The 20,414-nt window shown below is 67.5% G+C and carries 22 protein-coding genes; all 22 read left to right on the top strand.

The window, feature by feature from the left end; translation table 11 throughout:
- Positions 1 to 88: 88 nt before the first annotated feature.
- The 22 genes from nrdR (at position 89) to K2M58_RS10065 (ending at position 20,395) form a co-directional block, all read left to right on the top strand.
- Entirely contained in the window at positions 89 to 619 is a 531-nt protein-coding gene (gene nrdR / locus K2M58_RS10170) for a transcriptional regulator NrdR (protein WP_220677453.1), read from the top strand.
- Entirely contained in the window at positions 616 to 2,292 is a 1,677-nt protein-coding gene (locus K2M58_RS10165; protein ID WP_220677452.1) for an ABC transporter substrate-binding protein, read from the top strand. Before nrdR ends, K2M58_RS10165 begins: the two co-directional genes overlap by 4 nt.
- Entirely contained in the window at positions 2,292 to 3,437 is a 1,146-nt protein-coding gene (locus K2M58_RS10160; RefSeq protein WP_220677451.1) for a DnaD domain protein, read from the top strand. Before K2M58_RS10165 ends, K2M58_RS10160 begins: the two co-directional genes overlap by 1 nt.
- Positions 3,430 to 4,410, top strand: coding sequence for an AFG1/ZapE family ATPase (gene zapE / locus K2M58_RS10155; RefSeq protein WP_220677450.1), 981 nt, complete (start codon positions 3,430 to 3,432; stop codon positions 4,408 to 4,410). Before K2M58_RS10160 ends, zapE begins: the two co-directional genes overlap by 8 nt.
- Positions 4,411 to 4,576: 166 nt before the next feature.
- Complete coding sequence (mqnC, locus tag K2M58_RS10150) at positions 4,577 to 5,707, top strand: cyclic dehypoxanthinyl futalosine synthase (RefSeq protein WP_220677449.1); 1,131 nt, start codon at positions 4,577 to 4,579, stop codon at positions 5,705 to 5,707.
- Positions 5,708 to 5,722: 15 nt separating this feature from the next.
- Complete coding sequence (gene bshC, locus K2M58_RS10145; RefSeq protein ID WP_220677448.1) at positions 5,723 to 7,384, top strand: bacillithiol biosynthesis cysteine-adding enzyme BshC; 1,662 nt, start codon at positions 5,723 to 5,725, stop codon at positions 7,382 to 7,384.
- A 4-nt stretch (positions 7,385 to 7,388) separates the two neighbouring features.
- A complete protein-coding gene (gene bshA / locus K2M58_RS10140; protein ID WP_220677447.1) occupies positions 7,389 to 8,528 on the top strand; it encodes an N-acetyl-alpha-D-glucosaminyl L-malate synthase BshA in 1,140 nt (379 codons plus the stop codon).
- Between the two features lie 312 nt (positions 8,529 to 8,840).
- Positions 8,841 to 9,368, top strand: coding sequence for a helical membrane plugin domain-containing protein (locus K2M58_RS10135; protein WP_252393460.1), 528 nt, complete (start codon positions 8,841 to 8,843; stop codon positions 9,366 to 9,368).
- Positions 9,361 to 9,726 carry a hydrogenase maturation nickel metallochaperone HypA gene (hypA, locus tag K2M58_RS10130; protein ID WP_220677445.1) on the top strand — a complete coding sequence of 122 codons (366 nt, stop codon included), beginning with the start codon at positions 9,361 to 9,363 and terminating at the stop codon, positions 9,724 to 9,726. The genes K2M58_RS10135 and hypA overlap by 8 nt, the downstream gene beginning before the upstream one ends.
- Positions 9,723 to 10,400 carry a hydrogenase nickel incorporation protein HypB gene (gene hypB, locus K2M58_RS10125; protein ID WP_220677444.1) on the top strand — a complete coding sequence of 226 codons (678 nt, stop codon included), beginning with the start codon at positions 9,723 to 9,725 and terminating at the stop codon, positions 10,398 to 10,400. The genes hypA and hypB overlap by 4 nt, the downstream gene beginning before the upstream one ends.
- A gap of 139 nt (positions 10,401 to 10,539) precedes the next feature.
- Positions 10,540 to 11,511: a hydrogenase small subunit gene (locus K2M58_RS10120; RefSeq protein WP_066203592.1), complete on the top strand. Its 972-nt coding sequence runs from the start codon at positions 10,540 to 10,542 to the stop codon at positions 11,509 to 11,511.
- 84 nt (positions 11,512 to 11,595) lie between these two features.
- On the top strand, positions 11,596 to 13,230 hold the full coding sequence (locus tag K2M58_RS10115) for a nickel-dependent hydrogenase large subunit (protein WP_220677443.1): 1,635 nt from the start codon (positions 11,596 to 11,598) through the stop codon (positions 13,228 to 13,230).
- Between the two features lie 14 nt (positions 13,231 to 13,244).
- Positions 13,245 to 13,730 (top strand): hydrogenase maturation protease, encoded by a 486-nt coding sequence (locus K2M58_RS10110; RefSeq protein ID WP_252393459.1) that lies wholly within the window; start codon positions 13,245 to 13,247, stop codon positions 13,728 to 13,730.
- Positions 13,723 to 14,049 carry a hydrogenase maturation protease gene (locus K2M58_RS10105; RefSeq protein ID WP_220677441.1) on the top strand — a complete coding sequence of 109 codons (327 nt, stop codon included), beginning with the start codon at positions 13,723 to 13,725 and terminating at the stop codon, positions 14,047 to 14,049. Before K2M58_RS10110 ends, K2M58_RS10105 begins: the two co-directional genes overlap by 8 nt.
- Before the next feature lie 36 nt (positions 14,050 to 14,085).
- Positions 14,086 to 14,853 (top strand): hypothetical protein, encoded by a 768-nt coding sequence (locus tag K2M58_RS10100; protein WP_220677440.1) that lies wholly within the window; start codon positions 14,086 to 14,088, stop codon positions 14,851 to 14,853.
- Between the two features lie 46 nt (positions 14,854 to 14,899).
- Positions 14,900 to 16,177, top strand: coding sequence for an IS21 family transposase (gene istA / locus K2M58_RS10095; RefSeq protein WP_252393391.1), 1,278 nt, complete (start codon positions 14,900 to 14,902; stop codon positions 16,175 to 16,177).
- Positions 16,174 to 16,959 carry an IS21-like element helper ATPase IstB gene (gene istB / locus K2M58_RS10090; protein ID WP_220676869.1) on the top strand — a complete coding sequence of 262 codons (786 nt, stop codon included), beginning with the start codon at positions 16,174 to 16,176 and terminating at the stop codon, positions 16,957 to 16,959. Before istA ends, istB begins: the two co-directional genes overlap by 4 nt.
- 103 nt (positions 16,960 to 17,062) lie before the next feature.
- Positions 17,063 to 17,665 (top strand): hypothetical protein, encoded by a 603-nt coding sequence (locus tag K2M58_RS10085; protein WP_220677439.1) that lies wholly within the window; start codon positions 17,063 to 17,065, stop codon positions 17,663 to 17,665.
- A gap of 27 nt (positions 17,666 to 17,692) precedes the next feature.
- Entirely contained in the window at positions 17,693 to 18,082 is a 390-nt protein-coding gene (locus K2M58_RS10080; RefSeq protein WP_220677438.1) for a hypothetical protein, read from the top strand.
- Positions 18,082 to 18,948, top strand: a complete 867-nt coding sequence (locus K2M58_RS10075; RefSeq protein ID WP_220677437.1) for a NifU family protein — start codon at positions 18,082 to 18,084, stop codon at positions 18,946 to 18,948. The genes K2M58_RS10080 and K2M58_RS10075 overlap by 1 nt, the downstream gene beginning before the upstream one ends.
- Positions 18,930 to 20,027: an NHL repeat-containing protein gene (locus tag K2M58_RS10070; protein ID WP_220677436.1), complete on the top strand. Its 1,098-nt coding sequence runs from the start codon at positions 18,930 to 18,932 to the stop codon at positions 20,025 to 20,027. The genes K2M58_RS10075 and K2M58_RS10070 overlap by 19 nt, the downstream gene beginning before the upstream one ends.
- A gap of 62 nt (positions 20,028 to 20,089) precedes the next feature.
- Positions 20,090 to 20,395 (top strand): HypC/HybG/HupF family hydrogenase formation chaperone, encoded by a 306-nt coding sequence (locus K2M58_RS10065; RefSeq protein WP_220677435.1) that lies wholly within the window; start codon positions 20,090 to 20,092, stop codon positions 20,393 to 20,395.
- The last annotated feature ends 19 nt before the right edge of the window (positions 20,396 to 20,414 follow it).

Raw genomic sequence — 20,414 nt, 5'->3', positions numbered from 1 at the left:
CGCGGTCGCGGCGGGACGCGGGAACCGGGCGCCTCGGAGCGGGGCGCCCGGTGTGCTATAATGGAAAAAACGCGAAGGAGCGTGGAGGATGCGCTGCCCGTACTGCGGCCACGGCGAGACGCGGGTGCTCGAAAGCCGGCCGGCGCAGGACGGCCGCGCGATCCGGCGGCGCCGGGAGTGCGTCCGCTGCCTGCAGCGGTTTACGACGTTTGAGACCGTCGAAATGGAACCGCTCGTCGTCGTCAAAAAAGACGGCACCCGGGAGCCGTTCCAGGCGGAGAAGATCGTCCGGGGGCTCATGCGGGCGTGCGTCAAGCGGCCGGTGAGCCTCGAGACGATGCGCGCGATCGCCGAAGACGTCGAGCGGGAAGCCCGCGCCCGGGGCCAGCGGGAGATCGCGAGCACGGCGATCGGCGAGGCGGTGCTCGAACGCCTGCTCGACGTCGATCAGGTGGCGTACGTCCGGTTTGCGAGCGTCTACCGGGCGTTTGCGGATATCGACGGCTTTTTGGAGGAGCTCAGCCGGCTGGAAGCGCGGCGGCCGGCGGCCGCCGGGGCAGGGGAACATCGCGCCGATGCCGGTGGGCCGGCGGAAGGCCGGGAGGAGGAAGATCCGTGAGCGCCGGTCGGCCGGGGAGGAGGATCTCCGCCGGCGTCCTGATCGCGTTGGCGGCGGCGTTTCTTTCCGGCTGTCCGCGGCCCGCGCCGCCTGCGCCGGACGGCGGGGCTCGGCCGCCGGCTTCCGCTCCCCATCCGGCCGACGACGGGCCGGTGCGCGGCGGGACGCTCAAGATCGCCACCGAGGCGCCGGTTGCGGGAGACCCGCTCGGCCTCGAGGAGGCGATCGTGCGGCCGGATCCGTCCTGGTCCCTGGTCTACCGGGGGCTCGTCCGCCTCGAAGGCGGGCGGCTCGTCGGCGATCTCGCCCGGGACGTCCGGATCGAGCGGGCGGGCGAGGCGGTCGTCGTCCGCCTGCGCCTGGACGGCGCCCGGTTCGACGGCGGGGCGCCGGTGACGGCGGCGGACGTTCGGCGGTCGCTTTCGCTTTATTTGAGCCCGTTTTACACGGGGGCGTTTCGCGATCACCTGTCGGCGCTGGAAGGGTCGTCCGCCTACCGGAGCCGCGGGGACGAGGCCGCCCTCGCCGTCGCCGAGGAGGGCGATGCCGTCGTCCTCCGGGCCCGGACGCCGACGGCGCTTTTTTTCCGGGCGCTTCAGGCGCCGATCTTTCCGGCGGCGGCGCTTCCGGTGCCGGACGGGCGGGCGGCGGTCCGGGCGTTTGTCGACCGGATTCGCGCCGGCGAGGTGCCGGGGACCGGCCCGTACCGCGTCGCCGAAGCCGGTCCCGGCCGGCTCGTCCTCGTCCGGGCGGAGACGCCGGAAGGCCGGGCGGCGCTCCTCGATCGGGTGGAGATCGCGACGGTCGAGCCGGGGGCGACGCCGGAGGGGGCCGACGTCCTCATCCGGCTTCGCGCCGGCGAACGGCCGGAGGGCCGGTGGAGCGAGGATCGGGCGCCTTTGCCGTATGTGTTGTTCCTCGCCTTCGACGTCCGACGGACTGCCCGGGAGCTCCGGCAGGCGGCGACCCACCTCGACCGGACGACGCTGGCCGAGGCGCTTCAGGCCGCCGGGTTTCGAGCCCGACCGGAGGCGGCGTACGGGCCGCCGGGGCTTTGGACGGAAGCGGCGGATCCGGGCGGCGGGACGGCCCGTTCGGCCGGCCGGCCGGTCGGGGAAACGGGCGGGGAAAAGAGAAACGCCGGAAAGGCGCCTGCCGACGCCGGCGGGCCAGGCGCCCTTTCCCTCGCCTACGATCGGGATCACCCCTTCGGCGCCGCCCTGGCGCCGGCGATCGTATCGGCGCTTCAGGCCTCCGGCTGGTCGATCGCCGGCGAGGGGCTTCCCCGGGAAGCGTTTTACGCGAAGGTGATGGCCGGGGAGGGCTCGCCGGCGTTCCTCTGGCCGCTCGCCGACCCCGACGTCGTCGGCGAGTGGTGGCGCCTCCTCGGCACCCCCCACGACGTCGACCGCCTCGGGCTGAACGTGATGCATTTTTCGGATCCGGTCGTCGATCAGGCCCTCTCCGCCGCCTACCGGGCGATTCCCGGGACGGAAGACGGCGCCGTCCTCCGGCAGGCGTTCGAGCGGATCGCCGCGGCGGCGCCGCTTGTCCCCCTCGTCCGGCCGGAGGCCGTCGTCTGGGTCCGGGAGGGGGTGCACGTCGGGCTTCCGGCGCTCGGCCGACGGCCGCCGGTCGAACGGTGGTGGAAGGCGGAAAAGGAGGGGCGGTGATGCCGGAAAGCGGGTGGATCATCGTCGGCGATCCGCCGGCGCTGTCGCCGGCGGATCGATCGACGCTGGCCGACTGGTATCTCCCGGTCATCGGCCTGGAGGCCTACGGCCTCTACCTCGCCCTCGTCGACCGGCGGCCGGCTCCCGGGCCGGTGCCGGCGGCGGCCTTTTACGCCCGCCTCGGCTTTCGGCCGGCGGAGGCGGAGCGGTTCGACGACGTCCGCCGCCGGCTGGAGGGGGTCGGGCTTCTCCGGACGTTTGCCGAACGGTCACAGAACGTTCTCTTTTTGCAGCTGCAGTCTCCCCTCCGGCCGGAGCAGGTGGCCGCCAGCGACGTCCTCCTGGCGCTCCTCATCGACCGGCTGGGACCGGCAGAGCTCGAGCGGTTGGCCGAACGATACGGCCTCGCCTCGGACGACCGGCCGGCGGCCGAGCCGGGGGAGGAGGTGACCGCTCCCTTCCGCGAGGCGTACCCGGAGGCGGTACCGGCCCGGATCGTCGCCGATCTGTCCGCCGAGGCGCGCTCGCTCCTTCGGGCGATCCGCCGGGCCGGGGAGCGGCGCCTGGCCGCCGTCGAGCGGGCGCCGGGGTTGCCGCCTTCCGAGGTCCGGCGGGCGGCCGGGCCGGGCGGCGCCGCCGGGCCGGCGCCGGACGCCGCCCGGCCGACCGACCCGAAAGCGCAGTTCGAACGGCATCTCCGCTATCTGAAGTCGGTCTCGCCGTACGATCTGCTCCGGAACTATCAGGGCGGCGGCGAGCTTTCCCCGGCCGACGAGCGGCTCGTCCGGACGATCCTCGAAGAGATCGGCCTTCCCGCCGAGGTGACCAACGTCCTCATCGATTACGTCCTGCTCGTCAAAGACCACAAGTTTCCTCGGGCCTTCACGGAAAAAATCGCCGCCAGCTGGAAGCGGAAAGGCTTTCAGACCGCCGAAGAGGCCCTCGCCTACGCCCGGGCCGAGTACCGGCGCCAGATGACGGCCGGCGCCCGAACGACCAAAGGGGGGCCGCCCCGGCGGACGCCGGCGGAAGGCGACCGGCGCCGGCGGCTGCCGGCGTACATCGTCGCCCAACTGGAAGCGGAGCGCCGGGCGTGGGAGGCGGCGGGGGAGCCGGCGTCGGGAAAGGGGGAGGCGGATGTTTGAGCCGATCAAAGCGGCGCTCCGGCGGGCGGCGCCGGACGGCCTTCTGGATCGGCCGAAGGGGACAGAGCTCGAAGGGCGGCTTCTTTCCGACCCGCGGGTTCGTGAGCTCCTCGACGCCCTCGGCGTGGCGCCGGAGGCCGCCCTCCGGTCGGCGCCGGCCCTCCTCCGCTACCTGGAGGAGGCGGCGTCTTGCGCCGGCTGTCCGGGGCTTTCGGCCTGCACGCACGCCTTCCGCGGTCACGTGCCGGTCCCCCGGCGGGGGGAAGACGGCGGTCTCATCTTTGCCTACGAACCGTGCGCCTTCGAGCGGCAGGCCCGGGAGGCGGCCCGCCGGCGGCGGCTGTTTCGGACGCTGTCGATTCCGGAAGAACTTCGCGCCGTTCGGATGGGCGACCTCGTCCGGGACGAGCACAACGCCCGGGCGATCGCGGCGGCGGAGGCCTTTTTGGCCCGGCAGATCAGAAGGTCCGGCCGCCCGGAAGCCGGGGCCCGCGGCCTGTATGTGTACGGGCCGTTCGGCGTCGGAAAGAGCTACCTTATGGCGGCCATCGCCGGCACGCTCGTCGACGCCGGGGTGTCGGTCTTTTTCGCCTACGTCCCGGCGCTCGTTTCGGAGCTTCGGGCGGGCGTCGGCGACGAGACGTTTCTCGACCAGCTCCGGGAGCTCATGACCGTCGACGTCTTCATCCTGGATGATCTCGGCGCAGAGCAGGTGACGCCGTGGGTGCGGGACGCGGTGCTTTTGCCGGTCCTCTCGACCCGCGCGGAAGGCGGCCGGCCGACGCTTTTTACGTCGAACCTTCCGCCGGAGGATCTTCTGGAGCTGTACGGCGGGGCGGCCCGGGACGGGGTGATCGATGAGCTCCGGGCGCACCGGCTCGTCGAGCGGATCCGCACCCGGAGCGAGGTCGTCTTCATGGGCGGTCCGAACCGCCGCCTGTGCCCTCCGGCCGCCGGGCCCCGGGCGCGGTGACGGGGCGCCCGTCCGTTCGGCCGGCGCCTCGGGGCCGTCCCGCCGGTGCCGGGAAGGGATTTCGAGGCTCCGCTTGTGCAAAAGGAGGCAACCGGGCAGGCGTCGTGAGACGCTTGCCGATGCGGAGAAAACGGCATCCGATGCCGGAGAGAAAGCGGGGAGAGGGATGGCCCAGATCGATGCGGTGCTCGACCGCGCCCGGCGCGGCGAGCGGCTTTCGCTGGAAGACGGGCTCCTGCTTTACGATTCGAACGACATCGAAAAGCTCGGCGCCGCGGCCCATGAGCGGATGCTCGCCTTTCATCCGGAGTTTCCCATCACGACGTTCGTCATCGGCCGGAACGTCAACTATTCCAATATCTGCGATACCTACTGCCGCTTCTGCGCTTTTTACCGGCCGCCGGGCCACCCGGAGGGGTACGTCCTGGACGAGGAGACGATCATGCAAAAAATACAGGAGCTCGTCGACGTTGGCGGCACGGAGCTCCTCATGCAGGGCGGGACGCACCCGGATCTTCCCCTCGAGTACTACCTCGATCTCGTTCGGAAGATCAAGGCCCGCTTTCCGCAGGTGGACATCCATTCGTTTTCCACGATCGAGATCAAAAAAATGAGCGAGGTCTCCGGGAAAAGCATCGAAGCGGTGCTCCGGCTGCTGAAAGAGGCCGGGCTCGGCTCGCTCCCCGGCGCCGGGGCGGAGATCCTCGACGACCGCATCCGGATGAAGATCGCCAAGCGGAAGGGCTCCTGGCGCGAGTGGATCGACATCATGGAGACGGCCCACCGGGTGGGGCTCCACACGACGGCGACGATGGTCATCGGCTTCGGCGAGACGGTCGAAGAGCGGCTGCTCCACATGATCCGCCTCCGGGAGTCGCAGGACCGGGCGAAGGCGATCGGCGCCGTCGGCTACCTCGCCTTTATCCTCTGGACGTTCCAGCCGGAGAACACCCATCTCCCGGCGCGAAAGATCGGCGCCGAAGAGTACCTGAAAAACCTGGCCATCGCCCGGCTCATGATCGACAACATACCGAACTTTCAGACGTCATGGGTCACGATGGGGCCGGAAGTCGGGAAGCTGTCGCTCTCGTACGGCTGCAACGATTTCGGTTCGACGATGATCGAGGAAAACGTCGTCTCCGCCGCCGCCTGCACCTACAAGGTGAACACGAATCTCATCCTCGACCTCATCCGGGAAGCCGGCCGCATCCCGGCCCAGCGGAATACGAAGTACCAGATTCTGCGGATCTTCCGGGAAGGCGAGCGGGCGGAGCGGGATTTCATTATGCAAAATTAACGCGGGGGTCGATCCATGCGCGTTGAACCATGTCCAGTACCGCTTTTGCCGCCCCTCTACGCGGCCTACGTCGACCGGCGGCCGGAGGCGCTCGGGCGCTTTGAGGCGGACCCGTGGGATGCGGGAACGTGGCGCCGGCGCCTCGCCGCCCTCGCGGCGACCCGGCCGCTTCGCCTCGACGCCGCCGCCGTCGCCGAGGCGCTCCGGGCGTTCAACCGGGAGATCGGCGCCGACGAGCGGGCGATGGCATCGATCGACGCCATCGCCGCCGGGGCGCCGGTCGTCGTCGGCGGCCATCAGGCGACGCTCTTCGGCGGGCCGCTCTTTGTTTTTCTGAAGGCCTTGAGCGTTCTCCGGCTCGCCGAAGACCTTTCGGCGCGCCTCGGCGAGCGGGTCGTCCCCGTCTTCTGGATTGCCGGGGAAGACCACGACTTCGCCGAGGTCGGGGGGCTTTATGCCCTCCGGCCGGACTGGACCATAGAGAAGATCGCCCTCGAGCCGCCGAACCCCGAGCGGCGCCTTTCCGTAAGCCGCCTCCACCTCTCCGAGGCGGCGCTCCGGGAGGCGGCGGACCGCCTCGCCGCGACCTGGCCGGAGACGGAGTTCAAGCCGGCGGCCGAAGCGCTCCTCCGCGACGCCGTGGCCGGCGGCGGGAGCCTCGTTCAGGTCTTCGGTCGCCTGATGGCGCGGCTTTTCGCCGGCACCGGGCTCGTCTTCCTCGACAGCGACGACCCCCGGCTCCGGGCCGTCGAACGGCCGGCGTTTCGCCGGCTCATCGAGGCGGCGCCGGCGGTCCGGGAGGCGCTGGCGGCCGGCGCGGCGGGCGTCCGGGACCTCGGGTTTTCGCCGCAGCTCGACGCGGCGGACGGGGCCTATCTTTTTCTCCACACCGAAGCGACGGGCCGGGTCGGGCTTCGGTTCGCCGGCGACGGCTTTTCCGATCGGCGCGGGGAGCACCGGTTTTCGACGGCGGAGCTCCTCGCCCTCGCGGAGGCGGCGCCGGAACGGCTGTCGACCGCCGCCGGCACGCGGCCGATCATGCAGGAGATGCTCTTTCCCGTCCTCGCCGCCGTCCTCGGGCCGAGCGAGGTCGCCTACTGGGCGGAGCTCAAGGAGGCGTTTCGGGCGCTCCGCCTCGTGCTCCCGCCGGCGGTGCCGCGCTTTCAGGCGACCGTCGTCGAGCCGTCCCTCGCCCGGGCGCTCGAGGACGTCGGCGGCGAGGCCCACCGGGCGGTGGCCAATCCGGCGTACATCGAGGCGTGTCAGGCGGCGTGGCTCGAGGCGCAGGGAACGGCCCGGCGGCTCGAGGAGCGGTTTCAGGAGATCCGCCGGGCGATCGAGGCGCTGTATGCGCCGCTCGTGGCGGAACTTGCGGCGCTCGAAAAGGGGCTCGGCCCGATGGCCGAGGAAAATTTGCGCAAGATTTTAGGGCATGTTGATTTTCTCGCCGCCCGGGCCCTGCAGGCGGAAAAGCGACGGCTCGACGGCGCCGCCCGGCGCTTCGAGCGGATCCGGCAGCTCCTCGCCCCCCTCGACCGAACGCAGGAGCGGGTGATCGGGCCGTTTCACTTCATCGTCCGGCACGGGCTCGAGGCATGGCGCGAACGGTGGCGGTCGCTTTCCCTTCCCCTCGACGGCCGGCATCATCTCGTCTACTGGGACGGCGGCGGGGGGTGAGGGGATGCGGATCGGCATCGCCTGCTATGCCTCGGTCGGCGGATCCGGCGTGCTCGCCTCGGAACTCGCCCGCGCCCTCGCCCGGCGGGGGCACGAGGTCCACGTCATTTCCGACGGGACGCCGTTTCGTTTGCGAAATCTGGAAGACCGCCTCGTCGTCCACGTCGTCGAGCCGCCGGCGTACGACGTCTTCCGCCACCCGCCGTTTGAACTGGCGCTGGCGGCGAAGATGGCCGACGTCATCCGGCACGCCGACCTCGACATCCTGCACGTCCACTACGCCGTCCCGTTTGCCACCAGCGCCTTCCTTGCCCGGGCGATGGTGCCGGGGCACCGGGTGAAGACGGTGACGACGCTCCACGGCACCGACATCTTCTTGCACGCGTACGACTACGCCCTCACGGCGGCGGTCCGCCTCGGCATCGAAGCGAGCGACGCCGTGACCGCCGTGTCGCATCACCTCGCCGACGAAACCCGGGCCGTCTTCGGCACCGATCGGCCGATCGAGGTGATCCACAACTTCGTCGACCCCGACCGCTTCCCGCCGCGTTCGAGTCCGCCGCCCCGGGCGGCGGCGCTTCGCCGCGCCCTGGCACCGGCGGGGGAATTTTTGCTGCTCCATGTATCGAACTTCCGGCCGATCAAGCGCGTCGGCGACGTCGTTCGGGTGTTCGCCGAAGTTCGAAAGACGCACCGGGCGCGCCTCCTTCTCGTCGGCGACGGGCCGGAGCACGCTCGGGCGCTGGCGCTCGCCGAGGCGTTCGGCGTCGCCGAGGACGTGCACGCCCTCGGCCGAATCGACGACGTGGCGGCGGTGTACGCCGCCGCCGACGTGCTCCTTTTTCCGTCGGAGAAGGAAAGCTTCGGCCTTGCGGCGGCGGAGGCGATGGCCGCCGAAGTGCCGGTCGTGGCGAGCGCCGCCGGGGGGCTTCCGGAGGTCGTCGAAGATGGCGTGACGGGATTTTTGCTCCCGGTCGGGGACGTCCCCGCGATGGCGGCGGCCGTCCGGCGCCTTCTCGACGACCCGGGCCTCCGGCGGCGGATGGGGGCGGCGGGCCGAAGGCGGGTCGCCGAGCGGTTTTCGCCGGCGGCCCAGGTGGCGCGGTACGAAGCGCTCTATAAGCGTATCATTATACAACAATAAACTAAAGCTAATGAAAAAAATGATCTTGACATTTCAAACCGGGCGGATTAAATTAATGCTACCCGGGTGGCGAAAAACTTCTTTTGCAGCATGATTTCTGAAATATAGCAACTGATGAATTCATCGGCCATTTACCCCCGGGGGTATTGAGGCAACGGCCCGGTGCGGGCCGGATCCGAGGAAAGGAGGGGTTGCCGCGCCGGCGGCGGGGTCGGCGCCTTCAGAACCTTGACGTCGGTGCGTCCGGCCTCGAGTCGCGAGCGGAGGGGGAAGGCTTTTGCGAGGGCCGATGGGGAGAAAGGAGGGAGCATGTTGACGGAAGCGGTGCGGGAGCTCGACCTCGCCCTCGATCGGGAGCTCGTCGAGCGGCTGTCCGACCCCGCGACGATCGAGCGGCTCATCCGGCTTCTGGATAAGCTGGAGACCGTCGAGGCGCTCGTCGAGATGATCGACGGATTTTTCCGACGGGGACCGGAGCTTGCGGATTCGGTGAACGGCCTCATCCAGGTGCTTCGGGACGGCCTCCGGACGCCGGAGATCGCCGAGCGGATCGAGACGGTCTTCCAGGCCGGGCGGCGGGTCCAGGAAGTGCTCGATTCCCCGGCGGTGCGGGCGCTCTTCGAGGAGGACGTGCTCGATACGCGCTCGATCGCCCTGGTCGGAAAGGTCGCCCGGGCGATGCAACGGGCGGCGGTGGAGGCCGCCGAGCCTTCGGCGCTCCAGAAACGCGTCGGCCTGATCGGCCTCATGCGGGCCCTGAGCGATCCGGAGCTTCAGCCGGCGCTCAACTTCGTCTTCGGCCTGGCGCGACATCTGTCGCGGGAGCTCACCCATGCATGAGCTTTCGATCGCCCATCAGCTCGTCGAGCTGGCGGTGGAAAACGCCGACCGGATGGGCCTTCGCCGGGTGACGGCGCTCCACGTCCGGGTCGGCGCCCTCTCCGGGGTGGTCCAGGAAGCCCTCCGCTTTGCCTACGACATCGCCGCGGCGGGGACGGCGGTGGAAGGCGCGCGCCTCATCATCGAAGACGTCCCCGTGGCGATCTACTGCCCGACATGCCGGACGGAGCGGTCGCTCCCGGCGCCGGTGCCGGCCCGCTGTCCGGTGTGCGGGACGCCGTCCGGCGACGTCCGGGCGGGGCGGGAGCTGGAGCTTTACGCCCTGGAAGGCGAGGCGGACGAGGAGGGGAACCGATGACGATGACGCCGCGCATCGTGGAGATCCGGCAAAACGTGCTGAAAAAAAACGATCTTTTGGCCCGAGAGCTTCGGGAGCGGTTTCGGACGGCGGGCGTCTACGTCGTCAACCTCGTCTCCGCGCCGGGGGCCGGGAAGACGACGGCGCTCACCGAGCTCATGCGGCGGCTTGCCGGCGCCGGATGGCGGGTGGCCGCCGTCGTCGGCGACCTCGCGACGGACAACGACGCCGAGCGGCTTCGGGCGAGCGGGGCGGCGGTCCGACAGATCACGACCGGCACCGTCTGCCACCTGGAGGCGGAGATGGTCGCCCGGGCGATCGAGGGATGGGATCTCGGTTCGCTCGATTTTCTCTTCATCGAAAACGTCGGCAATCTCGTCTGTCCGGCCAGCTACGATCTCGGCGAAAACGAGCGGGCGGTGCTCTTTTCGGTCACCGAAGGAGAGGACAAGCCCGAGAAGTACCCGACGCTCATCAACAGCGCCGATCTGGCGGTGGTCACGAAGATCGATCTCGCCGAGGCCGTCGGCTTCGATCGCCGGCGGTTTCAGGAAGCCGTCGAGCGGGTCCGCCCGGGGATCGAGGTGCTGGAGATTTCCGCCCGAACCGGCGCCGGCCTCGACCGCTGGCTCGAGCGGCTTCTGGCAGGCCGAGCCGCCGCCCGGGCGCGGTGAGGGGATCCGCCTTCCGGCCGTCCCCGTGCTCCTGGCGGGGTCGACGGAGGATTCCGACCGCTTTCGGGCGGTCTGAGCGCTTCGAAGCGGCGGACGCATGCGTCGGACGGATCATGCGATGGGGACGGAGGTGCCTGGGATGGCCAATCTCTTGTGGATGCACGGCGGGGCGTGCAACGGGAACACGCAGTCGTTTCTGAACGCCGACGAGCCGACGGTGATCGACCTCGTCCGGGACTTCGGCATCAACATCCTGTATCATCACTCCATTTCGATGGAGTTCGGCCATCAGGTCCAGCACCTGCTGGAACAGATTTTAAGCGACGAAATCCCCCTGGATATCCTCGTCTTCGAGGGGACGGTCATCCAGGGGCCGAACGGCACGGGGCGCTACGACATGTTCCACGAGCGGCCGAAGAAAGACTGGATCTGGGAGCTCGCCCACAAGGCGAATTTCGTCGTCGCCGTCGGCGATTGCGCTTGCTGGGGCGGCATCCCGGCGACGAAGCCGAACCCGTCGGAGTCGGTCGGCCTGCAGTACCTAAAAGGCGAGCGCGGCGGGTTTTTGGGCAAGGACTTCCGCTCCAAGGCCGGCCTTCCGGTGATCAACATTCCGGGCTGCCCGGCGCACCCGGACTGGGTGACGCAGATCCTCGTGGCCGTCGCCACGGGCCGGCTGGAGGACATCCAGCTGGACGAGCTGCAGCGCCCGCAGACGTTCTTCAAGACGTTCACGCAGACCGGCTGCACGCGCGTGCAGTACTTCGAGTGGAAGGAGCCGGTGGAAGAGTTCGGCCAGGGCACGCGCAAAGGGTGCTTGTTCTATGAGCAGGGCTGCCGCGGTCCGCTGACGCATTCGCCGTGCAACCGCATCCTCTGGAACCGGCAATCGTCGAAGACGCGCTCCGGGATGCCGTGTATCGGGTGCACGGAACCGCAGTTCCCGTTCTTCGACCTCGCGCCGGGAACGGTGTTCAAGACGCAGAAGGTGCTCGGCTCGATTCCGAAGGAAGTGCCGCCGGGCGTCGACTCCCTGAGCTATTCGATCAGTGCGGCGGTTTCGCGGGCGGCGGCGCCGAAATGGGCCAAAGAAGAGATGTTCGTGCCTTGATGTCGTCCGCGGGGTCATGCCGGCACACGGCGATCGCATCAGGACGATCGTGATCAGAACGATACGAAAAGGCGGTGGAGCACGATGAGCCAAAAAGGGTCCGAAATCAAGACGATCGATCGGAAGGATCTCAAGGTGCACTCGCTCGGCCGCGTGGAAGGCGATCTGGACGTCCGCGTCGCCATCGAAAACGGCGTCGTCGTCGACGCGTGGACGGAAGCGACGATGTTCCGCGGGTTTGAGATCATCCTGAAGGGCAAAGACCCGCAGGCCGGTCTCATCGTCACGCCGCGCATCTGCGGCATCTGCGGCGGCAGCCACTTGACGAAGGCGGTCTATGCCATAGACACCGCCTGGAGCACGGAGGTCCCGCCGAACGCGACGCTTGTCCGGAACATCGCGCAGGCGGTGGAGACGCTGCAGAGCATGCCGCGGTGGTTTTACGCCCTCTTCGCCATCGGCCTGACCCATAAAAATTACCAGAAATCGCCGCTGTACGACGAGGTGGTGAAGCGGTGGGCGCCGTTTACGGGCACGAGTTATGAGATCGGCGTCATCGAGTCGGCGAAGCCGGTGGAGATCTACGCCATCTTCGGCGGCCAGTGGCCTCACTCCAGCTTCATGGTCCCCGGAGGCGTGATGTGCGCGCCGACGCTTTCCGACGTCACGCGTTCGATCTCCATCCTCGAGCACTATCGCGAATACTGGCTGGAGAAGGTCTGGCTCGGCTGTTCGGTGGAGCGCTGGCTGGAGAACAAGACGTGGAAAGACGTCCTCAACTGGCTGGAGGAAAAGCCCGAACACCGCGATTCCGACCTCGGCCTCTTCATCCGCTACAGCATGGACATCGGCCTCGACAAGTACGGCCGCGGTCCGGGTCGCTTCATCGCGATGGGCAGCTTCTTTGAGCCGGATCTCTACCGGTTCCCGACGATCGAGGGCCGGAACCGGGCGCTCATCTCCCGCTCCGGCGTCTACGACGGGGAGAATTTCCACGATTTCGACCAGATGCGCGTCCGAGAAGATCACACGTATTCCTTCTTCCGCGGCGGCGGCGCGTATCACCCGTTTGACGGCGTCACCGAGCCGATCGATCCGCAGGAAGGCGCCAAAGAAGGCAAGTACACCTGGGCCAAGGCGCCGCGCTACGACGTTCCCGGGATCGGCGAGCTCGCCCTGGAAGCCGGACCGCTGGCGCGCCAGGTGATCGCCGGCCGTCCCGGCGCCGAAAAGCATCAGGACTACGATCCGCTCATCTACAACATCGTCAAGGAGATCGGTCCGAGCGTCATGGTCCGGGTCCTCGCCCGCATGCACGAGGCGCCGAAGTACTACTTGCGCGTCAAGGAGTGGCTCCGGCGCATCGACCTGAACGACAAGTTCTACATCAAGCCGAAGGAACTTCCGGACGGGCGCGGTTTCGGAGCGACGGAGGCCGCCCGCGGGGCCCTCGCCGACTGGATCGTGCTCAAGGACGGGAAGATCGAAAACTACCAGGTGATCACGCCGACGGCGTGGAACATCGGCCCGCGCGACCGGCACGATCAGCGGGGTCCGATCGAGACGGCGATGATCGGCACGCCGATCCGAAATCCCGAAGATCCGGTGGAGCTCGCCCACATCGCCCAGAGCTACGACTCGTGCCTCGTGTGCACGGTCCACGCCTACGATGCGAAGACCAAGCAAGAGATCGCGAAGTATGAAGTGACCCAGTTCTGATGAGGGGAGCCGACGTGTCCACGATCATCATCGGCTGCGGCAATTTGCTCCGACGAGACGACGGGGTCGGCCCGACGCTCATCCGGCGGCTCTGGGCGCTCGGGCCGCCGTCCGGCGTCCGCCTGGCGGACGGCGGCACCGCCGGGATGGACGTCGTGTTTCAGATCCAGGACGCCAAGCGCCTCATCATCGTCGACGCCGCCAAGACCGGCGCCGAGCCGGGAACGATCTTCGAGTTGCCGGGGGCGGAAGCGGAGACGCCGCCGCTTACGGCGATCAACCTGCACGACTTCCGCTGGGATCACGCCCTCGCCGTCGGGCGGTGGCTCCTCAAAGAGCGCTTTCCGGAGGACGTGACGATTTACCTGATCGAAGCCAAAGATCTCGAGTACGGCGTGGGGTTAAGTCCGGAAGTCGAAGCGGCGATGGAGCGGCTGGCCGCTTTGCTTGTGCAAAACGCGGGGGGTGAACCCCAGGCGCAGGGGATGCCAGGTGGTTGAGTTTACAGAGAAAGGGTACCTGCACCTGACGGCGGAAGAAGCGGCTCGTTTTCCGACACATACGGTCATCGCCCTGCTTCGCGACGATGAACTGTGGCTCATGCCCGTCAGGCGCGCCGCAAGCGGAGGGCTGCTCCTCAAGCAGATCAACCGCCGGGGCGACCGCAGCCTTTTCGTCGAGGAGCTGTTCCGCGACCGGCCGGGAGGTTATCCCGTCGGAAAGCGCTCCGGCCGGTGGGATGAAGAGCGCGGGGCGTTCATCATTCCGCTTGAGCCCGCCCAGACCCTCCGCGGGACGTCCGGGACGCGAAAGCCCTAAGGAGGCCATCGGCCGGCCGAAGAAAGGGGGAATCCGATGTTCCGGCCTCAGGCGATCGGCGTCTTTCCGGGTGCGGCGGGCTTTTTTTTACTTCCGGAAGTCGTAGGCCACGAGGCGCTCATCACGAAGCTCCTGCGCGGCGAGCCGCCGGAAACTTGGCCGGAGGCGTGGCGCTTTTTCCGGGCGGCCTTATCCGGCGCCCCGGAGGAAACCGTGCTGTCGCTTCTTCCCGATGCGCCGGAAGGGCGGTTTAACCGATTTGTGTTGCGCCCCGAGGCAGAGGCGTTCCGAGCTGCGCTCGCGGCGGCCGACGAGGAGATGCGGTTATTGCTTCAGGCGGCGGCCTGGAGGCTCGGGTTTCCCGTCGAGCCGCCGCCCTACGAAGGGGCGGACGGCGAAATTCGGGCCTTCCTGCTTGCCACCCACGCTTATGCCGCCCTCGCTTCCGGCGATTGGGCCAGGGCGCTTTCCTTCCTCTACGACGCGGCGGAGAGCGTCAGCGCGCTTTCGCCGGTTTTTGCTGCCCGGCTGTATGCCGAGCGGGCGGCCCTCTTGCAGTCGCTCACCGTTCAGCCGGTGACCGTTCATGCCGCGGGCCCCCCGCCGCAAGGGGGGACGGAAGCCGGCGCGTTTGACGCTTCCGTCATCCGGTCGGCCACGGACGTCCAGTCGCCGGTCGAGGGCTACCGGACGGCGCTTAAGCTCCTGGACCGAACCGCATTTGACGAGATGCGCGGGGTGTCAACATCGGATGTAAAATCCCCAATAGCAGCGGATAAAGATTCCCCAAAATCACCGGCATGATTTCCTCAAAATCATCGGGATGAATTCCCCACCCCTGTGTCGAACTATGGCACCTGCCATCACTTTTGGGGAGGTGCCGGTGATGAGGGAGAGTGAGAAGATGGAGATCAGGAAGCTGTATGAGGAGGGCGTCAGCATCTCGGAACTGGCCAGAAGATACGGCCATGACCGCAAAACCATCCGCAAGGCTGTGAGTGAGCCGAGGCAGCAGGAGGAGGGGAGGGTGAAGTCGCGCAGCCGTAGGGTGAAAGGCCACAAGCTGGAGCCGTACAAGGCCTATGTGGAGCAGCGCATGCGTATCGGCGTCCTCAATGCGGAGCGAATCTTTCGCGAGATCCGGGAGCAGGGATATACCGGCGGAATTACCGTACTGCGCGAGTTCATGCACCCTCTCCGCCCGGTTGTCTCTGCCAAGGCAACCGTGCGGTTTGAGACGGCTCCGGGGGAACAAGCGCAAATCGACCTGGGCGCATTCCCCTACCTGGATCCGCAGGGCCATCGGCGCAAGGTATGGTGCTTTGCCATGGTCCTCGCCTACTCCCGCATGCTCTACCTGGAGTTTATCAGAGCGGCGGACCAACGGCATATCCTCCAGGCGCTCCGGAACGCGCTGGAGTTCTTCGGCGGGGTTCCAAAGGTCATGCTCAGCGACAACTGCTCCCCGCTGGTCGTGGCCAACGACGGTCATGGACACGTCGACTGGCAGCCGGCGTACATGGACTTCGCCAAGTACTACGGATTCGTGCCCAAGGCCTGTAAGCCCTACCGAAGTCGCACCAAAGGGAAGATTGAACGGCCCATCGGGTATATCCGGTCCAGCTTCTGGCCGGTTTCGTTCGTGGACCATGACGACCTGAACCGGCAAGGTGCCATCTGGCGGGATACGGTGGCTAATGTGCGCATCCACGGCACGACGCGGGAGCAGCCGGTGGTGCGGTTTCAGGCCGAGACGCTTAAGCCCCTGCCTAAGAGCCGGTACACGCTGGCGTACGCCGATATGCGCAAGGTCATGAGCGATTGTCGCATCTCCTGGAACACGAACATGTACACCGTTCCATGGCGGTATGTGGGGCACACCGTGCTGGTCCGGGAGTTTGAGTCAGGCCGCCTGCAGATCGAGTACGGCGGGCAGGTCATTGCCGAACACCGCGTGCTCACAGGCAGGCACCAGGTCTCAACCGACCCTGAGCACTTCAAGGGCATCCCGGCTGGGACGCCTCATCCGGATCGAGGCAAGGTGCCAGGGTTGCAAATCGGGCCGGACGTGGAGCAGCGGGAGCTGTCCGTCTATGAGCAGATCGCGATGGGAGGTCAGGGGCAATGAGTGAGGCGTTGGTTTTGGCCAAGGCCGAGGAGCAGCTGCTGGAGCTGGGATTGAAGCGCGCCGCGGCGGTGCTGCCGGCGTGCGTGGAGTGGGCAGCGGGGCACCAGGCGACCTATGCGGAGTTCCTGCACAGACTGCTGGATGCTGAGCAGGAGGAGCGATACAGCCGTTACATGCACGCCAGACTCCGCATGGCCAACTTCCCGTATCACAAGACCCTTGCAGATTTCGATTTCTCGTTCCAGCCGTCCGTCGATGAGCGACAAATACGCGAACTGGCCGGCTTGACGTTCATCCGGGAGGGCAGCAACGTCATCTTCCTGGGACCGCCGGGGGTGGGCAAGACCCACCTTGCGGTGGCCCTGGGGATGGAGGCGATTCGACAGCGCATGAGCGTCTACTTCGTGACCATGCAGAAGCTGGTCGCTGACTTGCGACGGGCGTACCAAGAGGGACGGCTGGACAAGCGCCTGCGCATCTACACCCAGCCGAAGCTGCTGATCTGCGACGAAGTCGGCTACTTGCCGCTTGACGCCTTGGACGCCGCGAACTTCTTCCGGCTCGTGTCGGAGCGCTACGAGCATGGCTCCCTGATCATCACGTCCAACACCAGCTTCACCAACTGGGGGACACTCTTCGGTGACCAGGTGCTGGCCTCTGCCTTGCTCGACCGGCTCCTGCACCACGCCACCACCATCAACATCCGCGGCAACAGCTACCGGATGAAGGACAAGCTGCGCGCCGGGGTGACCCATGCGCTGAAGGAGGAGGTGACCGCGTAGATCGAACATACGTCTGGGGAATGATGCGCGATGATTTTGGGGAACTGAATCCGCTGTTTGTGGGGAATCGAACGCGATTTTTTTGGGGAGTTTTAATCCGCTATTGACAGGGGAAATCTGGCTGCAGCTCGGCACCGCGCTCCAGGCCGAGGCCGGAGGGCAGAAGTCCGCGCTTCTGGAAGCCGTTCGCTGTTACCATGAAGCGCTGAAATGGCTCAAGCGGGACCGGCACCCGGAGGCGTATGCCCTGGCGCACATGAACCTCGCCGTCGCCTACCTCTCGATGCCGATGCACGAAGCGCGGCACTCGCTCCGCGCGGCGCTGGCGGTTCAGTCGCTCCGGGAGGCGCTCCGCCACTTTACGAAGGAGACGCACCCCGACCTTTGGGCCAGCGCGACGATCAACCTGGCCAACGCCATTCAGCATGTGAAATCGTCCCACCTGGAGGACAACCTGTGGGAGGCGGTGGCGCTCTACGAAGAGGTGCTCGGCCTCCCGGAGGTGAGGGACGATCCGTTGCGGCGGGCGCGCGTGCTGGCCAACCAGGGAAACGCCCTCGCCCATCTGGGAGCCTTTTCCCGGGCCGTTCCGCGCCTTGAGGAGGCGAAGCGGCTGTTTGCGGCGCACGGCGATGCCGAGGCGGCTCAAGCCGTGTCCGAGGTGCTCGCAGAGATTGACCGACGCCGGAAGGAAGTGCAGCGGTGAGCGCAAGGGGGACCGTTTCGCAAAGCCATGCATCCGCATGAGCAGGAATACTTCAACGTCCTTTTGCAGCTGGCCGTCGATCGTTTCAGCGAGCGGATCGTCCAGCGAACCGCCGGGGCGAAAAACGCCTTAGAACGGCTGCGGTCCGACCCGCAGGGGGAAGGCGTCTGGCTCGATGCGTTTGTCGAGGCGTTTTTCCGCGATGCGCTCCTCGACCAGCCGGCGGGGTGGGCCTTCATCGTTCAGGCGCTCTCCGCCCGACGGCTGGACGCTCCCGCGGTCTTGACGCTCGTTCCGGAGGCGAAGACCTACGGAGAGCTCGTCTCCAGGCTCGCCGTGCGGGCCTTTGCCGACCTCCTGCGACAAAAGACGGAGGAGGCGCTCGAACAGGCGCTCGCGTTCGGAGGTGAGGAGTGATGCCTCACGTTCGGCAAGAATCCGTTCAGGAAGAAGATTTTGAGCGCCTGGCGCTTCGCGTCGACGAGGCGGTGGCCGCGCTGAAAAACCTCCCCGAGGACGCCCGCACCAAGGCGATGGAGCTGAAAAAGGCGATCGAGCGCTTTCACGCCTTTGCCCTCCGGCGGCTCGTCCGCCGACTCCGGGAGAACGAAGCGGGGAAAGCGCTGCTTTACGAGGCGATCGAAGATCCGGCGATTTATGCCCTTTTTCTCATGCACGGCATCATCAAACCGGACCTCGCCACCCGCGTGGCCGTGGTCCTCGAAGAAGTGCGGCCGTATCTTCGGTCTCACGGCGGCGACGTGGAGCTCGTCCAGGTCGAGGGAGAAATCGCCTACGTGCGCCTCCACGGGGCGTGCTCGGGTTGCTCGCTTTCGGCTTTGACGCTGAAAAACGCGGTGGAAGAGGCGATCCGCGCCCGCGTTCCGGAGATCGCCCAGGTGCGGATGGCCAAAGAAGACGTCGGCTCCGGGTATCTGCCGCTCAACGTGATCGACGAACGTCCGGACCTTGCGGCGAGCGGCTGGATCGAAGGACCGGACGTCGAGGCGCTGGAAGAGGGAAAACCGACGGCGGTTTCCCGCGGCGATACGTCGATCCTCCTCGTCCGCCTCGAGGGCAAGGTGATGGCCTACCGCAACGAGTGCCCGCACATGGGCATGCCGCTGGATGCGGGTATGGTCGATGGAGGGGTGATCACCTGCCCCTGGCACGGTTTCCGCTTCGATCTCTCGTCGGGCGAATGCCTCACGGCCCCGCACGTTCAGCTGGAGCCGTTTCCCGTCCGGGTGGAGGGACGCCGCGTATGGATCCGCGTCGGCTGACGTTCAAGCCCGTGCGCTGGCTGGGCGCGCCGGCGCCCGGAGGGCTTTTGCTTCCGGCCGCCGCGCCGTCGCGGGAGACGATGTACGCGCCGCGCGGCGTGTACTTTGACGACCGCACGGTCATCGTCGCCGACAGCGGCAATCATCGGGTGCTCATCTGGCACGGCTTTCCCGAGCGCGACCATGCGCCGGCCGACGTCGTCCTCGGGCAGCCGGACTTTACGTCGGAAGGGCCTCGCCTGTTGCACCTGCCGACGGCGGTGGCGGTCTACGAGGGGCGGCTTTTCGTCGCCGACGCCTGGCATCACCGCATTCTGATCTGGAATGAGGTGCCGACGTCGAGCGGGGCGCCGCCGGACGCCGTCATCGGGCAGGCGTCGATGGACGGCGTCTTGCCCAACCGCGGAGGGCCGGTGCATCCCCTCGGGCTGTACTGGCCGTACGGGATGGCCTACCTGGCCGGGCGGTTTTACATCGCCGACACCGGCAACCGGCGCGTGCTCGGCTGGGACGGCATTCCGGAAGGCGACCGTCCGCCGGACGTCGTGCTGGGACAGCCGGACGGCTACACCGGCCTGGAAAATCGGGGAAAAGGCGTCTCGGCCGACGCTTTCCGCTGGCCGCATGCCCTGGCCGGGGACGAGAGGCGGCTTTATGTCGCGGATGCCGGAAACCATCGCGTGCTCGGCTTTTCTCCCCATCCGACGGGCGACCGCCCGGCCGATCTCGTGCTCGGCCAAAGCGATTTCAATCGCAATTTTGAGCTGCCTCACGTCCCGCAAGGGCCGCGTCGGATGCGCTTTCCTTACGGCGTCGCGCTCTGTGCGTTCGGCCTGGCGGTGGCCGATACGGCGAACAACCGGGTGCTCCTCTTTGCGGACGTGCCGGAGCGCGGCGCTTTTTATCCGGCGCAGGCGGTGCTCGGCCAGGCGGACTTCGAGGCCTCCGGCGAAAACCGCTGGCAGGGCGTGGCGCCGGACACGATGTGCTGGCCCTACGGCCTCTGGTGCCACAAAGGCCGCCTGGCGGTCGCGGACACGGGGAACAACCGCGTGATGTTCTGGGAGCTCGTCGCCTGAAGCGTTTTTTCGCTTTTGAAGCGTTTTCCGCCGAGGAAAAAAGACGGGAAGGAGGGGGCGGCATGTGCCTGGCCATTCCGGGGCAGATCGTGGAACTGGATGATCGGGGGCAGTACGCCACGGTCGACGTTTCCGGCGTGCGCCGAAAGGTCAACATCGGGTTGCTCAAACAGGAGGACGTGACGGTCGGCGACTGGGTGCTCATCCACGTCGGCTTTGCGATGAGCAAGATCAGCGCCGAGCAGGCGGAGGAGCAGCTGCGCCTGCTGTCGGTGCTCGGGGAGGCGGACGGGGCGCTGGAAGAGGTCCGGGGGTATCAATTCGATCCGTCGTTCGGCGACGGCCCAAAGGGCGCCGGACGCGGTTAAGCGAAGGCAAACGGGCACA

Origin of the sequence: Hydrogenibacillus sp. N12, from assembly GCF_019645935.1 — a bacterium.
Lineage (GTDB): Bacteria > Bacillota > Bacilli > Thermicanales > DSM-22653 > Hydrogenibacillus > Hydrogenibacillus schlegelii.
Note: the sequence above shows the minus strand (reverse complement) of the source record. Positions and strands in the feature narration are given on the sequence as shown.